The sequence below is a fragment of the uncultured Thalassolituus sp. genome (assembly GCF_950066645.1).
In the GTDB taxonomy this organism is placed as follows: domain Bacteria; phylum Pseudomonadota; class Gammaproteobacteria; order Pseudomonadales; family Oceanobacteraceae; genus Thalassolituus.
In genome coordinates this window covers 224,146-241,459 of record NZ_CATMFB010000003.1, presented here as the reverse complement: position 1 = coordinate 241,459, position 17,314 = coordinate 224,146, and the positions used below count along the sequence as shown (strand labels likewise).

Sequence of the window (17,314 nt, the reverse complement as noted above, 5' to 3'; positions counted from 1 at the left end):
CCTCTGATACTTTACAGCGCTTGCGCACTGAATATTGAGCTGAGGCCTTCTTTGGTTTTACCGCTTTTCTTCATTGAGTAGGTGGTTGCCCCATCGATGCTTTTCACTTCACCGTCGACGCCCCATGTGCAGTTTCCGTCTTCGCCACCATCTTCGCAGAACACAACGACTTTGATGGGGAAAGACGGTCGTCCACCGTCTTCATCAACAATGGCATTACTGTTGAAGTCTGTGTAGGCATAGCTTTTACCATTGGCAGGCGGATAAGCCAGGGTGATTTCATTGACGCCTTTATACAGGGCTTTGTCGTCTGCACCATACAAAGTAATCGACATGCTGTCGTCCTTGTCCGGACCCCGGTCCAGCAGGCGCACAACGGAAAACGTGGCTGGCTTCACTGGCAGAGACTGATTAAGCGTCACCCCGTTTGCCGGGTCATTGACCGGAATCAGCGACAGGGTATACGTCAGGTTCTGAAGATACAGCGGCGTCCGGAATGCAATTTCGCCGCTGTCACGATAACGGACATCGGTTATTTTCTGGGTATAGTCTGAGGTGGTTGATACCAGAAAAACCGCCAGAGTCTGATCTTTAAACACATCCAGGTCATGCCCAATGATAGAGTTGTAGGCGTCCGGAATCAGATATCCGCCTTCCAGCCCCTCTATGTGTGGCGCGCCTTTCCAGGTGAACGAACCTCCGGGGAGTGGCAGTTCATCGCTCGGGAAGCCTTCAAAAGCATCGGTGTCGTAGGGCAGTTTAATTCTGAGGTCGACGCTGACTTTACCGCTCTTTAACTGGCTGAGTACTGGCTTAAGATCTGATATCGGAACGATCAGATTGCTTTTACACAGGTCGGCTTCGTTCTGATAATACGCAGCCTTGCTCGCCATTCTGACGGTTTTTCCACTCGTGTCGGTAAACCGTATGTCGGGCCAGTAATTTCTGTCCGGATCAGGCGTTCCGTCTGCAAGTATTTTCTGGTTGGTGATGTGACATCCATAGAGTTTCAGTGAGCTGTCGGTCTGTGTGGCACTCAGATACGAATAATAAGGAGTGCTGACTGAAAGTAATTCTGCTCTTGGTTTTATATTGAACGTAATATATTTCGGCATCGTAAAAATTTCCCACTGATCAGTGGCTGTTTTTACTGCATCAGCAACTTTTACCGGTACGGCAAGTTTGCCCAGAAAAGCACCAGCACGTGACACGACGGCTTTGGCTTTATTCATAGCGGAGGTTTTCGCCTGAATATCTGAGAAGCACTGCGCGGTTTTTGCGGAAGGACTGCTGATTTCTGAAACAATAAACGCCGTCATTGATTCCAGCATGTATTTCACAACAGTCTCAAACAGAATATCCAGCTTTGCTTTGACATCTGTAGTTGCTTTCATTTTTTTATCTGCATCAAGAATTACATGTGCGAGTGCCGCCCGGTTTGTCTGATCTTTCAGAATGATTTTAACCATGCACATCGCCGGTGAATCTTTGGTATTCGCGGCGGTATCGAAGACTTTTCCGACCAGCTCTATAATGACTTTTTCAACCAGTGTGCGTATGACCAGATAGGTGTATTCATCCTTCAGATGATCCGGCAGGCGATCCGTGGCGGTGAGACCAAAACCACCTGTTATAAAGTCAACCTTGCAGCGTTTCATCCGGCAGACGGGCGCGCCACTGTCGGTTGCCATATAAGAAATCGACGATATGCCGAACAGCCCGAAGCCTTTGGGGCCGAGCATATCGGGATCAAAATAGTCGGAAATAGAGTGCTGTCTCAGCCTGCGACCATTGTTATCGATCACCCCCGCACTGGCGTAGGTCGGAGTGTCGTTATCAACACATAAATCGGAAGGCCAGGCATTGGCAGGCACCTGCGCCGCTTCCCAGGGTAATCGGGTACATTTGATATGGGTGTGTCTTGATACCGTCAGTCCGGCATAAGTTTTTCCGGCGACTTCAGATTCACCGGTTGCTGTGACCGACTGATCAAAGAGGGGCTCTGTTCCTGCAAACAGCCCCTGCAATCCATGCAGTGCGTCCGGCTGCTGCCATGCTATGCCGTTGCTGAGATAATTGTCGTACATGGCCCGCGCTACGCCGTAAGATGACACGCCATTAAATTCATCATTTAATTGCGCCAGAAGATCCGCAAAGTCCTGCGTGTCGGGGAGTAAGTCCCGGTTCTTTTTCCAGTCGCTGTATGCCAGTCCGTGACTGGCAAGTAGCTGCACCAACCAGCTTTCAAGCGTACTGCCTGCTCCGACCGTCACCTCTGCCTGATCTGGCCAGATCTGTGCGGCCAGTGACATATCGCGCTGGTCGTGCCCGAAATAAATCCGGAAGGCGATACCGGCCGGAATCTCAACGGTGCTCTGATCAGTCAGGTAATGCTGGCCGTCGCTTAAAAATGAATACCATCCTGTCGCACTCAGCTCAGGAGCGGCTTTCAGCGTCAATGACCGCATAATATCCAGTCGTTGGTGATGTTCGGACGAGGCGCTGCCCGACCAGCTGAGGATGTCGCTGTCAGGAAGGGCGGGCAGATCAGCAGAGATCACGCCGTCGCCGAGGGGGCGCCACTCAATGGTCTGGTCTCCCAGGCGCAGAGAGGCGAGCGAACTCAGGTTTTCACCGTAAATAGTTGTTGTGGTGCCCGCGTACAGTCTTGTTGTCACCGGATAGAGAAAGGGTTCTGTAGCGCCGAACCACGAGACAGAATATCCCCCAGTGATCAGGTTGCCTGCTATCAGTGCCACCTGATGGATCCGCAGCTCAGGGACGTCAAGAACATTGATGCCGGGTTCTACTGGCTCAGTGATGTAGCGGCCTTCGCCTCTCCACTGAATCCAGAGCGGGGTGCCGTCATCGGGTGCTGTGACTGCGATGCTGACGTTGTCACCGGCGACGAGAATATCGTCAAACGACTGGCCATTGTCACGGTGGCTGGAAACCTCCAGCGACAGTGCCGCGTCGGGTGAGAAGGTCGGAAACTCGTCTGGCCAGGGGTCGGAGTCATCAGGAATGCCGTCTTCGTCCTGATCCCCGGGAAGATCAACCGTCCGGAACACAATCTCTGTGACCGGGCTGTCTGGTGCCGGGGGCTGAGGCTCCGCAGCGACAGGCAGTGCACTGCGCGGACTGAGATCTGCGGTCTGCTGTTTCTCTGACTGACAGGCACTCAGCATCATGACGAGCGGAGTGGTGCATAACAGCGCGGTGAAGGCGGATAGTTTTCTCATGGCTGACCCCCTTCAACATCACTCTGAACCTCGATCTGAATTTCCATCACTATGCTGTTGCCTTTGCCGTCGTCCACGGGCACACCAAGCGAATACAGGCCGGGAGTGACACCTTGCCGGTAAATGCTGAAATAAGTGCCACCGACATCTTCGTCGTATTGACCGAACACAAACGCATCATCAAGGCTTTGAGTGGTGTAGCAATTCACGTCCTGCAGAAGAGCATCGGGGTTAAGGCCCGCATCGCTGGTGTACTCGTACCAGTGGCAGACGCCCTCGCCAGAACCATTGCTGACGCTGAGCATCAGCCGGTTGTTCCAGGGGCGGATATTTCCTGCAAAATTGCTGACGCTGACGTCGACGACATTGCCGGCGTTATCGCTGCTGAAGAGGTAGTAGTCCTGATAATTGCCTGTCACGCTGAAGACTATTTGTTCATTCAGTAACGCTGCTTCGGATAAGTACAGACCGCTGACGTCACTGAGGTAGCCTGCTAACAGGTCAGTAGAAATTTCTGTCAGTGCGGTATCACCACTTTGCCAGCGCCAGGCCATAAACTTATCGCTGTCGGAGTCCATGCCCTGTCCGATCACTACCAATCCGCTACCGGTCTGCAGAACACGGTAGTCGAAGCCAACGGGCATCAGGCCGAGGCTGCTTGCGCCGCCGGCGAGATCAAGAATACTGAGGTCGACATAGTACTTATAAAAGCCCTCTTCAATGACCTGCACATTCCGTGTGAGAAGTACGTTGTTCCCAACACTGAACAGGCGGCCAAGGCTGGTGGTGTAGTCGGGGTTTCCGGTAAACACCGGGGTCAGGTCACTGCTGCCATCGCCTGCGCTACAGGCGACGGTATCGATTGCTGCTAGACAGATACGGTTACTGAGTGTCACCGCGGAAGCTTCGTAGTTGGAACAGCCGATGCCCGAATCGGTGAAGGTATCCGTATCGCGATCGAGGATCTGCCAGTTCCCCCCGTAGCCGCAATAGTAGAGCCCGCCATCCGGAGCAATCGCGTTGCCGTAGACGCCATTGAATGTGGGAGCCATTACGGATATTAGTTGACCGTTTTCTATACGGTTAATCCACGGGCCCGAGCCACCAATGGTTGCATTGAAACTGTCGAAGTAGATGGCAGGGTTGTCGCTGATCGTGAGCAGGCCTCCAAAGCTGCCTCCGTCGGTCGCTTCGTAAATAAGTTCTGCGCCTTCTTCTGGCGTCCAGCTCCAGATGCCGAATGGCAGATTGTCGTTGCCGGCCATGCTGATCCAGGCGACGCCGTTCTGCCACGGGCGCAGGTCCCGGGATGAACGCTTCGGCAGCGCTTCGATGCCACCGGCTGCACTGACGCTCAGCACATAATGGCTACCGTCGCGGGCTGCGTTAATACTTACTGGCACATCCACCAGCTCACCGAAGCTCAGAGGGTCACCGTCCGGTTCGCGCAGGTAGGCGCTCAGTTGTTCAGGTGTCAGAATCAGATCACTGTCCTGAGTCAGCGCGAATACTGGCGTGGCTGTCTGCTCAGGGGCGTCTTCAACCGGCAGTACTCTGATACTGATATCCGCGCTGGCGCGATCGCCCAGAGAATCAGTGACCGTCAGGCGGAAGCCGAGTGCCGTTTCGCTAAGTACTTCCGGCAGGGTCAGGCTGCTGTCAGCCGCGGTGCTGTTGCCGAGCCGGGCATCAGGGCCAGCGGTCTGCTCCCAGAGATAGGTCAGACTGCCGCCCTCGCCCGCACTGCTGCCACTGCCAATCAGCTGCACGGTACTGCGCTCCCCAGCGGTGGGACTGCTGACACTGGCGATGGCGGTGGTCGGATCGAGGTCTGGCGCGGGTTCAAACGCCAGCTCCTGTGTCAGGTCTGCGCCCAGCGCGTAGTTACCTGTGTTACCGGGGTCGTTAATGTCGGTCAGGGCGACCAGCAGGGTCGCGGCCTCGTTGCTACCATCCTCAGGCAGAATCACACTGATCAGTGCCACGCTCTGACCGGTGCTGAAGCAGACTTCTCCGGTGGTATTGAGGGTGGGGGTGCCGGTGAGGGTCGAGACATCATACTGCACGCAGATATCGCTCAGCGCCGGACGTGTCAGCTGTACGGCGACCAGAGCTGAGCTGTCACCGTTGAGTCGCTGGAAGCTCTGTATCTCTGACGTTTCAAGCGCAATCTGGTTGACCCGGTTGTCACCATAACAGGTGTTGCTGGTGTCGGCAGGACAGAGATCGACGATATCGTCAGTACCGTCGCTGTCACTGTCTGCAAGCCAGGGTAACGCCATATTTACTGTGCCGAACAGGCGCAGCTCATCGCGGTTATTCAGGCCGTCATTGTCTGAGTCTTCACTGTGACTGGCGAGGCTGCTGTTGATCGACAACTGGCGCATCCCCTCAGGGAGCAGGGCCAGGCGAAGTCGATGCCGTATGTCCGCCTGGTTCCCGAGCGCCGCTGCCAGATCGATCTCTGTGTGATATTCAGGGCATTCGGCCTGAAATTCGGCGAAGCGTTCCGCGTCCTGCTGCAATTCTTCCAGATAGCTGGTGCGTACCTGGCATCCGGCTAAAGCGTCGACGTCTGCGTTATAAAGCTGGTAGCTCAGCCAGTCACTCAATGGTTCTTCGCCGGAGGGAAGATCGGTGATCCATTGCTGGAATTTCGCACTGTCTTCCGCCATCGGGCCTTCAAGACTGCTCTGCAGATTCAGTATCAGTTGTGCGAACGGTGAGACAGACACGTCACAGCCATCGGGGAAGAAGGAGTCGCCTCTGAAGAAGCAGTCGCCGGGAAAGTCTGCGGGTGTTGCAGTCGGGAAGCGCTGACGATGTTCATTCAGCCAGAGGCTCAGCCAGGAACCCTGACGGGCGCTGTTGCCCAGCTCCAGCAGACGACTTTCTTCGCGCTCAGTGGCTTCGTCACGCAGCGCCTGTTCGAGCATCAATAACGACAGGGTGGTGGTGTCATCAAAGCCCGGAGCACCACTGATCACCAGCTCTTTTTCCAGCCATTTCACCAGACTGTCGCGCCACTCAAGGGCGGATGACCAGTCACTGCTGGCCTCTGGATTGGATGAGAATCCGGCAAAAGTCGCATCCCCCATAGGCGGCAGATAGGTCATGGCAGCGCGGAGTACACCGGCGGAGTCGCCACGAAGAAATACCCCGGAGCCTGCAGGTGCGCGCAGAGAAGGAAGTCGACTGCCTTCCAGAGCCAGCGCTGCGGTTGCCGCCAGCAGGGAGGGCTGCACTTGTGCCTCCGTCAGATCTGCATCGGTCAGCATGTCAGCGGTCAGCAAGGCATTGCTGTGCCACAGCGGCGCTCCGGCAAAGGTGGTCGCCTGCAGGTTGAACAGCCTGTCGGATACGCGCGATTCAGGAATGAGGTATTCGCGCTCGTAGAGGCGTCGGGCCGCCGGAAACTCACGGTAACGCTGTTGCGCCTGATAGTAGGCTTCTGAGGTTATTTCGCCATAGGTGTCAGGCAGTACGGCGATTGGGTCATCAGAGCGGGTGCCGCGCAGGTCTTCATCAAAGTTGCTCCAGCCGTCCCTGTCATCGTCTTCCATTGCGTCACATTCAGCCGGAATGTCTTCGGCTTTGACGACGCCGCAGCGGATATAGGTATCGATATCGCTCCAGCCATCCCCATCACGGTCGTAACCGGCATCCGGAGTCAGGGCATTCAGACCGAGCGCGGCCTCGACCATATCCGGGATACCATCGTTGTCGGTGTCGCGGTGCTTGCCTCTGGGGTGGTCACTGGCAACGGTGTAAAGCATGTCAGCACTTGCCAACAGTTGTGCACCATCAAAGAGCTGTGCCTCAACAACATAACTGCCGTTTTCGATCAGCGTGGCGGCAGCATCCCGGCGTTCTGGCGTGATCGCCTGGCTTTGCCAGTCACCTGCGTTGATGCGCCATCTCAGGGTAGTTGCCGGGCTGCCAGCGAGTGCCTCCATCACAACGCGGACCGTGCCGTCGTAGACGCCATTGGCGGGCGAGATATTCAGGCCCGAATTACTGGCATCGCCGTTCACATCCTGCAGGCCAATCACCGACAGTACGGGCTGGGGAGATGACATAGGTGCAGAACTGGCCGGCAGTGAGTTAACCAGCACCTGCTCGTTTGCTGCCGGGATATACAGGCTCCGGTCGTACGCTGCTTCCCAGTACCCGGAGGCTCCGGGCGTAATTTCGCCAGTATCCGTGTTGATTACCCAGTAGCTGTTGAAGTCGCCATTGAACAGTGACGCAGACGCGGGGAATGCCAGCCCGGACATCAGACCGGCGACTAACAGTCTGCGGTATACCTTTGAACCCGTCATTGTGCACCTCCTGTGCTGTATGCCGTCCAGTCAGACATGCGCCATTCACGCATGACCTGACGGTCATCGAACCAGACGATCTGGTAGCGATATTCCCAGCCACTGACCAGACCCGCACGATCTACGAAGGCAATGACGGCAGCATCGTCGTCACTGCTGGTGTAGTCGTTACGCATCCAGATGTATGGGTCATTCAGCCAGCTGACATCGTCTCTGACCGGCGCTTCCGGATCGTCAGGGTTCGGCTGGGCGTCCGGATTCCAGAACGCATTCATCAGCAATGGCGATACCTGAATCAGGTCAGAGATCTGGCCGTCTGGTCGTCGGGCCTGACGGAATACCATCATGTTCAACGCCGGGTCGATGATGGCTTTTAAGCGACTGACGTTTCGTTCGTCACATTCGATATGGAGCCAGACGTGGCCACTGTTGAGCGCGTAACTTTCGGCACTGCCACTGCGTGTGAGTGATTTCAGGCAGCTTTTGACGTTGCCCTGAGACAGACCAACCAGGGGAATATGCAGACCATTACTGAGCGGGCTGCGTATGGGGCTGAGCGCTACCCGGTTATTGATAACGGTGAGATCTTCCCCTTGAGGCACGGGCTCTGCGACGGGCCAGGGTAGCCAGGCCGGTGGCACGCTGGTGGAGCGGGTCACACACACGGGAGCACTCCACGGGGATGACTGAGGTGAATGAATATCAGCGGACGGGCCATACGCACGGACGCGCGCGCACCATTCTTCGGTCGCTGACGTCTGCGCAGGCAGAGTGAAGTTTGCCTGCAGGTCTCCGCCGCTGAGAGCGGCAACCGTGGTACGCATGGGGGCGATACCGGCGGGTGCCGTACGTTCCAGTTCTATTTCGTTGACGGTTTGTGGCTGCACAGGCGAGCGCCAGTGCAACGTCGCCTCATCACTGCCCAGCAGCAGGTCGCTCAGGCGAGGTGTCACCGGCGCCGGTGCCGAGTTGTCTGAGCCGACGCTGCAGGGAATGCTCTCGATGGATGAGATGTTGTTGTTGCTGTCCTGGGCGACGGCGTAACCGCAGAACTCACCTTTATCATGTTCGAAGGTCAGTGTGTTCACGCCCTCTTCACAGCTGCTGGCGACCCGCGAGGACAGATCCCCAATGCGCTGATAAATACTGACACAGGTGCCAGCCTCTCCCTCGACATCGATGGTGACAGGTCTGCCACTGAAGCCCCCTGCGAACAACTCGGGCGTATCGCAATACTCGGGCTCAATCGTCATCTGTCCGCTGCGATAAAAGTTACCTGCGTATTCCGGTGTGACCTTGCAGCTCGTTCCGGGCAGGTACCCGGTGAGGCCGAACAATGGCATCTCGCCTTTGGCGCAGTGATCGCGGAACACATCGTAGGTGCTGTCGGCGTAAGCAGGATCAAGTAGTTCATCCTTATTGAGCCCAAGGTCTGCACCCTGACAGCTGGCAGTGATCGAGTTCGGGTTCATCGGGTCAGATACCGCTAACGACCAGGGAGAACCGTCATCCAGATAGGTGACGCTGCAGCCGCAGACCCGGTCACTGGGGCGGGTCAGGTTGACGCGCGGTGCGTCCGGAAGAGTCCGGTCCGGGAAGTTCACCCGCACCGGTTCCGTCAACAGACTGTAGTTGCCGCCTTTGCTTTTCGCGGCAATGCGGTACCAGTAAACATCGCCTTTGTTGATGGCCGCTTCGGGATCAGTGATGCGGATGCGCCCCTGAGGGTCGGTACCGGCATCGGCCGGGATATCCGCAGCTACAAGAGCAGGCCCGGTGCTGGAGGCGGGAACACACTGGCTGCCGGTGAGACGCTCATCCATATCGGCGTAGCCATCGCCATCGCTGTCTTTGAATCTGCTGGCAGCATCGAAGCTGTCGAAGCGATAAAGCATGTATTTATCGATGTGGGTGTGGACCCGGGTGGTCGGAGTCGTGAGACAGTTTTTGCCCTCCGGCACAAATTCGATGATGCCGTCAGCGGCGGCGTCGGTCAGACAGATCTCGCGGGTATCGCCAGCACGCTCAAGGTATGAGGTGACGTTAATGGCGGGGAAGTTCAGTTCTGCATGTTGCTGCGCTTCATCAAGATATACCCGGATATCCCACGGGGCTGGTGGACGTGCCATGTCCGGCACTGTGACTATGGTCGCCATGGTCGGGCCAAATTGCCCGGTAAAATCCCGCGCGACCAGATAATACGCACGTTTATCACCCGGTTTCAGACCTGCTCTGATCAGGTCCTCGCGGGTTTCCAGCCACTCCGGAGTCGGGGTGTTATCGGGCTGAGACAGTACCAGCACATCGTTCACCCGTTCCAGATCAGTGAACTGCACCTGACCCTGAGCATCGGCTCCTGTTGTCGCAGCCTCGGCGGCGAGATCGCGTAGCGGAGCACTGAGGACGGAGTCATCGAGATTGCTGGTGGTCCGGTAGAGGTCATAACCGCCTACAAACAGACGGTGGGCCAGTTCATCCGCCTGACTGCCGGTCTGTGGGCCATCCCAGTTGAGCGCGACGGTGTAATGATCGCGGAAATCCGGCTCATCACAGGCACTTTGCAGAATCTGGCTGAAGTTCTGATTTGCAAGTACGCGAGCGGGCTGCGTTGTGTCCACTTCGGCATAGCCGATACGACGTTCTGCAGCTATCGTACTGACGGCTTTCAGCTCATAGGCGAAGGTACCTGTGCCCGGATAATCATAGGTTGCGCGATAGCGTGCTGCGGCGACGTTAAAGTCCTGAGTGGCGGTAAAGGAGGCCCAGAAACTGTCTTCACCGGACGTCAGGCGCTCGTGGATACGACCAGCAAACTGACTGACGGGAAAATCTTCCACGCTTTCATCCCGGGTGGCTTCCTCTTTCAGGGCGCTGACGCGCTCTAACAGGCGGCGTTGTTGATGTGGCCCCTGGTACAGAGCGGCGATGTCAGCCTCGGGCATCGCTCCCGAGGCCGGGAAGTCACCGATCAGAGTGCCGTCGCGATAGAGGCGGAAGCCACTGATGTCTGCCGGCAGTCCGCCTTCAACCAGATCCCAGCGCAGATACACGGCTTCGGGTGATCGGGCTGTTCCTGTGAGAGAGGCCACAGGTGCAGGCTTTGCTAACAGATAAAACTGAGCTTCTGCCAGGGCCGATGGGCTGGCCGACAGACCGAGAGCACTGATAAGAAAGGCACTGCAGGCCTGCTTGCCATTGAAGAAATTAATGTATCGCACTGACCGACATCTCCATAATTGACCAGCCATTCATGTAGCCCGCACGCAGGATTGCATCCCCGGTGCCACACAGTTTGTCTTTGCGGCTGCGCTCGACAGACGTCCAGGTCGCCGGTTCGCATAAGCCCAGCCCGGCAACGCCGAAGCCTTCTCCCACAAAGGTCATGTCTCCGTCGGTATTTACCTGTCCGAGGGCACGGATCTGCCCACGCAAGGCTCCGACACAGCCGACTTTGCCGTAGGCCCCCCCGCCGACCAGACCGCCGAGTGTGACGGGGGGGCCGGCCAGTACCCAGGCGCCCATATCGGCTGCTGCGCCTATCGTCAGAGGGCAGCCGTTGGAATAAATCGGAATAGAAGCGGCGCCGCGTACATAGGCGCCGGTAAACCCGGTATCAGGCAGCGGAATAAACTGAGCAACCTTGGGATCCAGATCCATGAGAACGTCCTGATTGCAGGTCTTGCCGGCAAGGAAGGCGACTTCTGCCTGAATCGCACTGAATACCGCACCTGCTGCGGCGCCGAGATAAATCTCTTTCTTACCAAGGCCTGCGGCAAAGGCGGGGTCGTAAATCTGAAACTCAGTGAATTTGATTTCACCCTCGGCGCGCAGACCACCGGCAACTCCGATCGGGGATGCACCATCGAGGGTAAAGCCAAGATAGACCTTGGCCAGGTTCAGCTCAGACTCGCCGATGTTAGCGGGTACGTTGAGCACTGAAATCGTGACATCGAGGTTACTGCCAGTGTCGCCACCCGCATCACACCCCGCCGCTTTACCATTCGCATCCCAGCTGACGGCATCCAGTGCAGCGCCGAAGGTGTTGCCCGGGTCGCCTTCCGTTGAGGGCAGCATGGTCCATTCTGCATCGATATGCAGCCGCTCCAGATCGTTGCCTGCAATCGTGGCGAAACCGTCCAGTGAGGCACTGGTGAGGGGGATATTCTTCACCGGTGCCAGAGCGGTATCGAGCGCTTCGTTGGCCTGATTTTCGACCTTCTGCAGCGCCACCTGTACTGCCTCATTGGCTTTATCGGTCAGAGTCAGCAGTGCGTTCTGGAGCTGACGCATTACCTCGACCAGCTGGGTATTCACGGCCTCGCGGACGGTGCGTACCGGCGCACTGTTCATGATGTGCCCGACCAGCTGGCCACGCAGCTGTGCGGCGTTCAGGTAGGCCACATCCGGAATATGCTGATTGGCGGCGTCTTCCAGCTGAGCAATGGCGGTATTCCGAAGGATCTGAATCTCCGTTTTTACCGGGGCGATGGTGACCGCAAAGATATCGTTGCAGGGAGTACTGATATCGCGCTGCACAATACAATTGAGTTCCTGCTCGGTGACCGCGGCAAGCTGCGTATCGAGCAGCGCAACCAGTGCAGGACCGTCCGAGCTGGTGCCCGCGTCACGAAGCGTCTGGCTGGCCTGAGTCAGCATTGACTGAAATTTCGTTAATGGGGTCAGTAGCTGCGCCTCCAGCTGGCGGGCAGCATGACCAGCCTCTGTCACGGCGTTGTTGACGTCGGTGATGGAGGCATCGATGACGGTGACGGCGTCGTTAATCTGTGTCAGAAGATGGTTGGCGTCGCTCAGCAGTGCGCTGATGTCGCTGTTGCAGAGGTGACTGCGTAGTGCGTCTTCCGCCGTATTCAGGCGTGTTGTGATTTCGGAGGCAGCATCCTGAATTTTCTGCTGGGCTTTGATCAGGTTCTCCCTGACCTGCGGATCATCCGCAGCCAGATCAGCCACCACGACCAGCAGATCTGACCCCTGAAGCAGGCCTGCGAGTGTGCGCAGGTCGGCAACGCCGGTCAGACTCGATTGCAGATAGCCATTCACTTCGGCGCCCAGAGTGCCACTGTTGCTGCATTGTGCGGTTACGACATCGGTCACATCGGTCAGAATCAGCCCGATTTCCTGCTGGGCATTCCTGACTTTGCTGATGATGTCGCCGGCGTCGTTGATCTTGCCCTGCACTTCCTGCTGCAGTTGCCCGAACTGATCAAACGGCCGCTCGATTTTTGTGATGGCGGTGCTCAATTGAGCCTGTGCATTATCCAACTGATCGTAGACGCTTTGTGGAACAGGATCGTTTGCAGGCAGCGCATAGATATCGTTGATCATGTCCTGCAGTGGCTGACGCAGCCGTTGTTCAAGCTGGTCGACGCCTTCTGTGGCAGGTGCGAACAGACGTTCATCCAGCAGATTGGTGATCTCGCCGGGTATCGAACGCAGGCGGGCGAGGCCTCCTGCCAGGGTATCAAACGGATCTTCGTTCGTTGGCAGGGCAGAGCCTACGGCCGCTCCGGTCTGTTCTAACGCTTCCAGCAGGGCTTGTTCGATCAGCTCATCAATGCCGCGTCCGGCAAACCGGTTTACCCGCTCAACCTGAGTGTTCACGATATTAAACGTGGGTTCGATCACCGGGTCGTCGATGATGCGCGCAGTGATCAGCAGGTCATCAACTTTCGCAAGCCCGTCACCTTTGCCCAGTTCGATCTGAAAGCGGACTTCACGCAGCTTTTCAAAATCGGCGCTGGCGCCAAAGCTCAGGCTGGTGCGCACGGGTTCGATAAAGTTAATGCCGGCATTTACCTCCATGACATACAGGTCTTTGCTTAAAGTCCGTCCGATAAAGGTCGCCTGTTCGCTGGTGTTTGTGTCGGCGTAATAGACGGGCAGGCTGAAGCCCATGCCGGTGTTGCCCCAGTCATAGCGGCCATCCAGATCAAACCTGGCTTCGCTGTTAATGTGGCTGAGCAGATCCATATTCAGTGCCTGCGGTTTTTCACTGAGCAGCAGGCTCATCTGGTTTTCGTTGACCAGGACGCTCGGCTCCGGGGAGGGCAGCCCGAAACTCAGTGTGTTGGCCAGGCGTCCTTCGGTGTCGAGTGCATTCCAGAACGGCAGGGCGACCCGGCCCTTCATACCTAAGGTGCCGTACCGTACGGTTTCTGTTCCGGTATTCACGTCCAGAACCGGGAGCAGGTTGGCGGCACTCATCTGTAGCGGAAAGCCTTCCGTTCCGTCGCGCTGATCGAGCCGGTACTGATCCAGCGCATGGGCGTGTGAGTCGATCAGAGTGCCATCCGGGTTCCAGCGGGTGCTCAGCATCACGGGTTTATCGAGTGCGAGGAAATGGCTTTCCATGCCCAGCTCCATGGCCTGGCTGGTGGCACTGCATGAGGCCAGCGGGCTGAAACTCATATCGAGCAACTCACTGTCAGCGCGCCAGCTGGCGAGCTGGCAGGTCTTACCACCGCATTGTTCTTCTGACAGAACCGAGCGGCCTAATGCACCGTCACAGGCGATGACCTGATTGGTGAAATTAATTTCCCAGCCATCGTTGCCACCGGCGTCACCGTTAAGAACCAGGCCTCCATCAACCCAGTTGTACTCGTCGACTTCGTTCATCCGTGTACGAATTGCAAAGCGGTCGAAGGTAAAGTCGTAGCCCTGCAGGGTTGCAGAGACCGGCAGGCTGTCCGGCTGGGCGTTGTATACCCCAGTGACCCCGTCGCTGCGTACCACCCACTTGGTGGCGGGGCTGCTGTCGAGAGACACACTGCCGGATGTGGTTGTCAGCGTCAGGTCGGTTCCCGTGAGAAGACTGCCAGAACCCGCTTCGGGTTGGCCCTCCGAAGCGTTGGCGTAAGTCTCAGGGCCGAATGTCAGTCCCGGAGGGAACTGGTTGCCACGGATAAAGTCATCCGAGCCCGGCGCCGCGATCGTGTTTGCTGTCCGGTGGGCCTGCAGCAGATCAGCCGCCGAGTCTATGCTGGCGGGTGCATTTCCGGGCAGGTTCAGACTGACGGAGGCTCCGGCGAGTGTGGCATCTGCCGATGACCAGGCGTTGCCCGCAATGTTGGCGCCCCAGCTTAAGGTGGCATCACTGGCCAGTGTACCGCCGGTGGCCATGATGCCATGCGCTGAAATCTGTGCCGCTGCGGCACTCAATTCATAACGGTTACTGCCGTTCGCGGTACAGCTGAGATCGGCACAGCCGGTACTTTGCTGGGCCAGTGTGTATTCAATATAAGCATCAGAGGGAGCCAGCTCGCCCTGGTTGACCTGGGCTGTGAATCCACCCCACTCAATCATTCCCAGCGGGTAGGCGGATACCGCGCCCCGGGCATTGAAGTTTGTGTTGGCGCTGATGCCATCGACGGTCAGTAACAGGCTGCCGGACTGGCCACTGAGATAGGGGCTGAGGTTAGAGAACCCTGCGTTGGCGCGGGGGTCGTTGCTGGCGAAGCCGGTTTGCGTGCGCAGCCGTGTGCCGCTGTATGCCAGTTCGAGTCCTCGCTCGGTCAGGCGGGCGTCGCTGATGGCGTACAGAAACGGCAGGTGCTCTGCGCCAACGTAGGTGGTGACTGTGATGCCGGGCACCAGGGTGTTGTAATCCCAGATAAACAGAGGCGAGGCGCTGCTGGCGAGCTGGTCGCCGGAGGGGGCGCCATCCAAGACCTCGAGCTGCATAAAATGCCACTCCGGCAGTTCTGAGACCCAGGTGCCGATATCGATATCTGCCTGGGCTACCGACGCCGGTGTTGCCGCATTGAGAGAAGTGATATCAATACAGGCACTGCCCGGAATACCGACGGTTGCGTCGGGGGCGGCATCGCTCAACAGGTAGCCGTAGGTATCGGATATGCCGAGACTCCCCTCCGGGCAGGACAGAGCACTGTCGATCACCGGGTTTTCGAAGTGCAGCGTACGATCACCGAATTCTGCCTGAGAAGGCAGAGGAATGAGCAGGGGGCTGGAAGAAGACACCTCCAGGGCAGAGTCAGTGGCTGATGCCGCAATGAATTCAACCGGATCACCAGCCGCGGCGGCACCCTGCAGCAGTTGCAGTGCTGCGGCGTCATTCAACGCGACGACCGGCAGTTCAGTGATGCCATCGCTCGGGGATATGGAGTTGGCGGGAAAGCGGTACTGGCCCAGAGTCACTGATGATGGCGAGTCGCCACCCCGGGCGAGCGAGAGATTGATCAGCTGATCGCTACAGCCACTGCTGCAGCTGTCCTGCAGGCCGACACCCAGACGCAGCAGGGGTAACTCGTCCGTGAGTAATACCTGCGGGTCGGTCGGGTTCTGACAATGGTCTGTCAGAGGTGCTGAAAAACTGCTGTCGGCGGCGAGTTCGTCACCCTGACCACTGCTGATCAGGCAAAGCCGGGTGGGAGCAACCGCGCTGCCCGCCAGAACAGGCGCACCGTCTTTGATGGTGATTGTTGCGCTGCTCTGACCGAGCGTGACGTCGTTGCCGCCAGCGTCTGTGGCGGTATTGATACTGACCGTGATGGTTTCATCCACTTCTGCCTGTGTATCGATGATTAACTCAAGAGGGATATCCAGCGTGCGGTCGCTACCCGCGAAGGTCAGGGTGGTGGCCGGCGTCAGATAATCTTCGCCAGGGATGGCACTTGCAGAGGCAATGTTCAGCGTCACATCCAGATCGCCGAGGTCTGTGCCGGTGCGGCTCAGAGTGACAGTGGCGACACCGTCTGATTCGTAGATGGTCGTCCCGCTCAGGCTGATGCTCGGTGTCTCTGGGTCGAACCAGTGACATAGTGGATCGCACACGAACACGGGCATCTCACCCAGGTTCAGCGGCGGTAAATCGCTCAGGACACCGGCATTAATAACCGCATCCAGCAGCCATTGCGGGTCCATGCCGGCAAAGAAGTCCATGGGTGGTTGGCCGCCATCCGGCACGGGGCCAAAGGTTTCTCTGAAGGTGTCAAAAGCGGCACCCAGCCCTCCAGCGGGAAGATCGCCCTGCTCAGAAAGCACGAAGGCAGAGAACAGCAGCAGTTGCACCGACGGGTCGCTCAGGCCGGCGCCTTCCCTGATAGCAGCGAAGCCCAGCTGCCCGGGGTCTGTTTCTGGTGGCAGGCCGAGGAGGCGCATCGTTTCCTGTTCCCCCTGTTTTATCAGGCCTGCATCTGGCGTGTCAGACTGAGTCATCGCCCATCGTGCAGCGAGATCGGTGAACAGGTTGATGTTCTGAGGCTGACCATCGGCGGGGGTGATGGCGCGCAGAGGTTGGTCGAGCGGTTGCAGTTCGCCACTGAATTCGTTGGTAAAGGTGCCCGACGCTTCAAGGAAGACAATCTCTCCTTCCTGCGCAGACACAGCATATTGATTGCCGTTCACCTCTGCTGGTAGCGGTGAGCGCTGACCGTTACCGTCCATTGTCCAGGCATTCATCTGCATCTGTTGAAATGGCCCTTTTTCAACAACACCGGAGATAACGACCTCCGTATTGCCGGGTGCCGGGGTGACGGGCGGGGTGACCGGGTCTTCCTGCCCGGAACTTCCTGAGTCACAGCCGCTGACGAGCGCTGCTGTCATCAGGATAAAAACGACATGGCGAGTGGTCTTGTCCATCAGAAACGTCCCTGAACTCATGGTGATTACCAGAGTGTGCAATTTTCCGCTGATTTCAGGGGGCTTAATAGAGTACATTAGGGCCGATACTTTCGTATGGCCCTGTCGCGAGACGACAGTGCTGCCAATAAGGCC

4 protein-coding genes are annotated in these 17,314 nt (G+C 57.5%); all 4 read right to left on the bottom strand.

Annotated features, from left to right (window positions below; all coding sequences use genetic code 11):
- Positions 1 to 11 precede the first annotated feature (11 nt).
- Genes Q1L85_RS04495 through Q1L85_RS04480 form a run of 4 tightly spaced genes read right to left on the bottom strand, consistent with a single transcriptional unit; the run spans position 12 to position 17,179 of the window.
- Entirely contained in the window at positions 12 to 3,242 is a 3,231-nt protein-coding gene (locus Q1L85_RS04495) for a hypothetical protein (RefSeq protein WP_300432413.1), read from the bottom strand.
- On the bottom strand, positions 3,239 to 7,564 hold the full coding sequence (locus Q1L85_RS04490; RefSeq protein WP_300425694.1) for a hypothetical protein: 4,326 nt from the start codon (positions 7,562 to 7,564) through the stop codon (positions 3,239 to 3,241). Before Q1L85_RS04490 ends, Q1L85_RS04495 begins: the two co-directional genes overlap by 4 nt.
- A complete protein-coding gene (locus tag Q1L85_RS04485) occupies positions 7,561 to 10,782 on the bottom strand; it encodes a hypothetical protein (RefSeq protein ID WP_300425693.1) in 3,222 nt (1,073 codons plus the stop codon). The genes Q1L85_RS04490 and Q1L85_RS04485 overlap by 4 nt, the downstream gene beginning before the upstream one ends.
- A complete protein-coding gene (locus Q1L85_RS04480) occupies positions 10,769 to 17,179 on the bottom strand; it encodes a Calx-beta domain-containing protein (RefSeq protein WP_300432410.1) in 6,411 nt (2,136 codons plus the stop codon). The genes Q1L85_RS04485 and Q1L85_RS04480 overlap by 14 nt, the downstream gene beginning before the upstream one ends.
- Positions 17,180 to 17,314 lie beyond the last annotated feature (135 nt).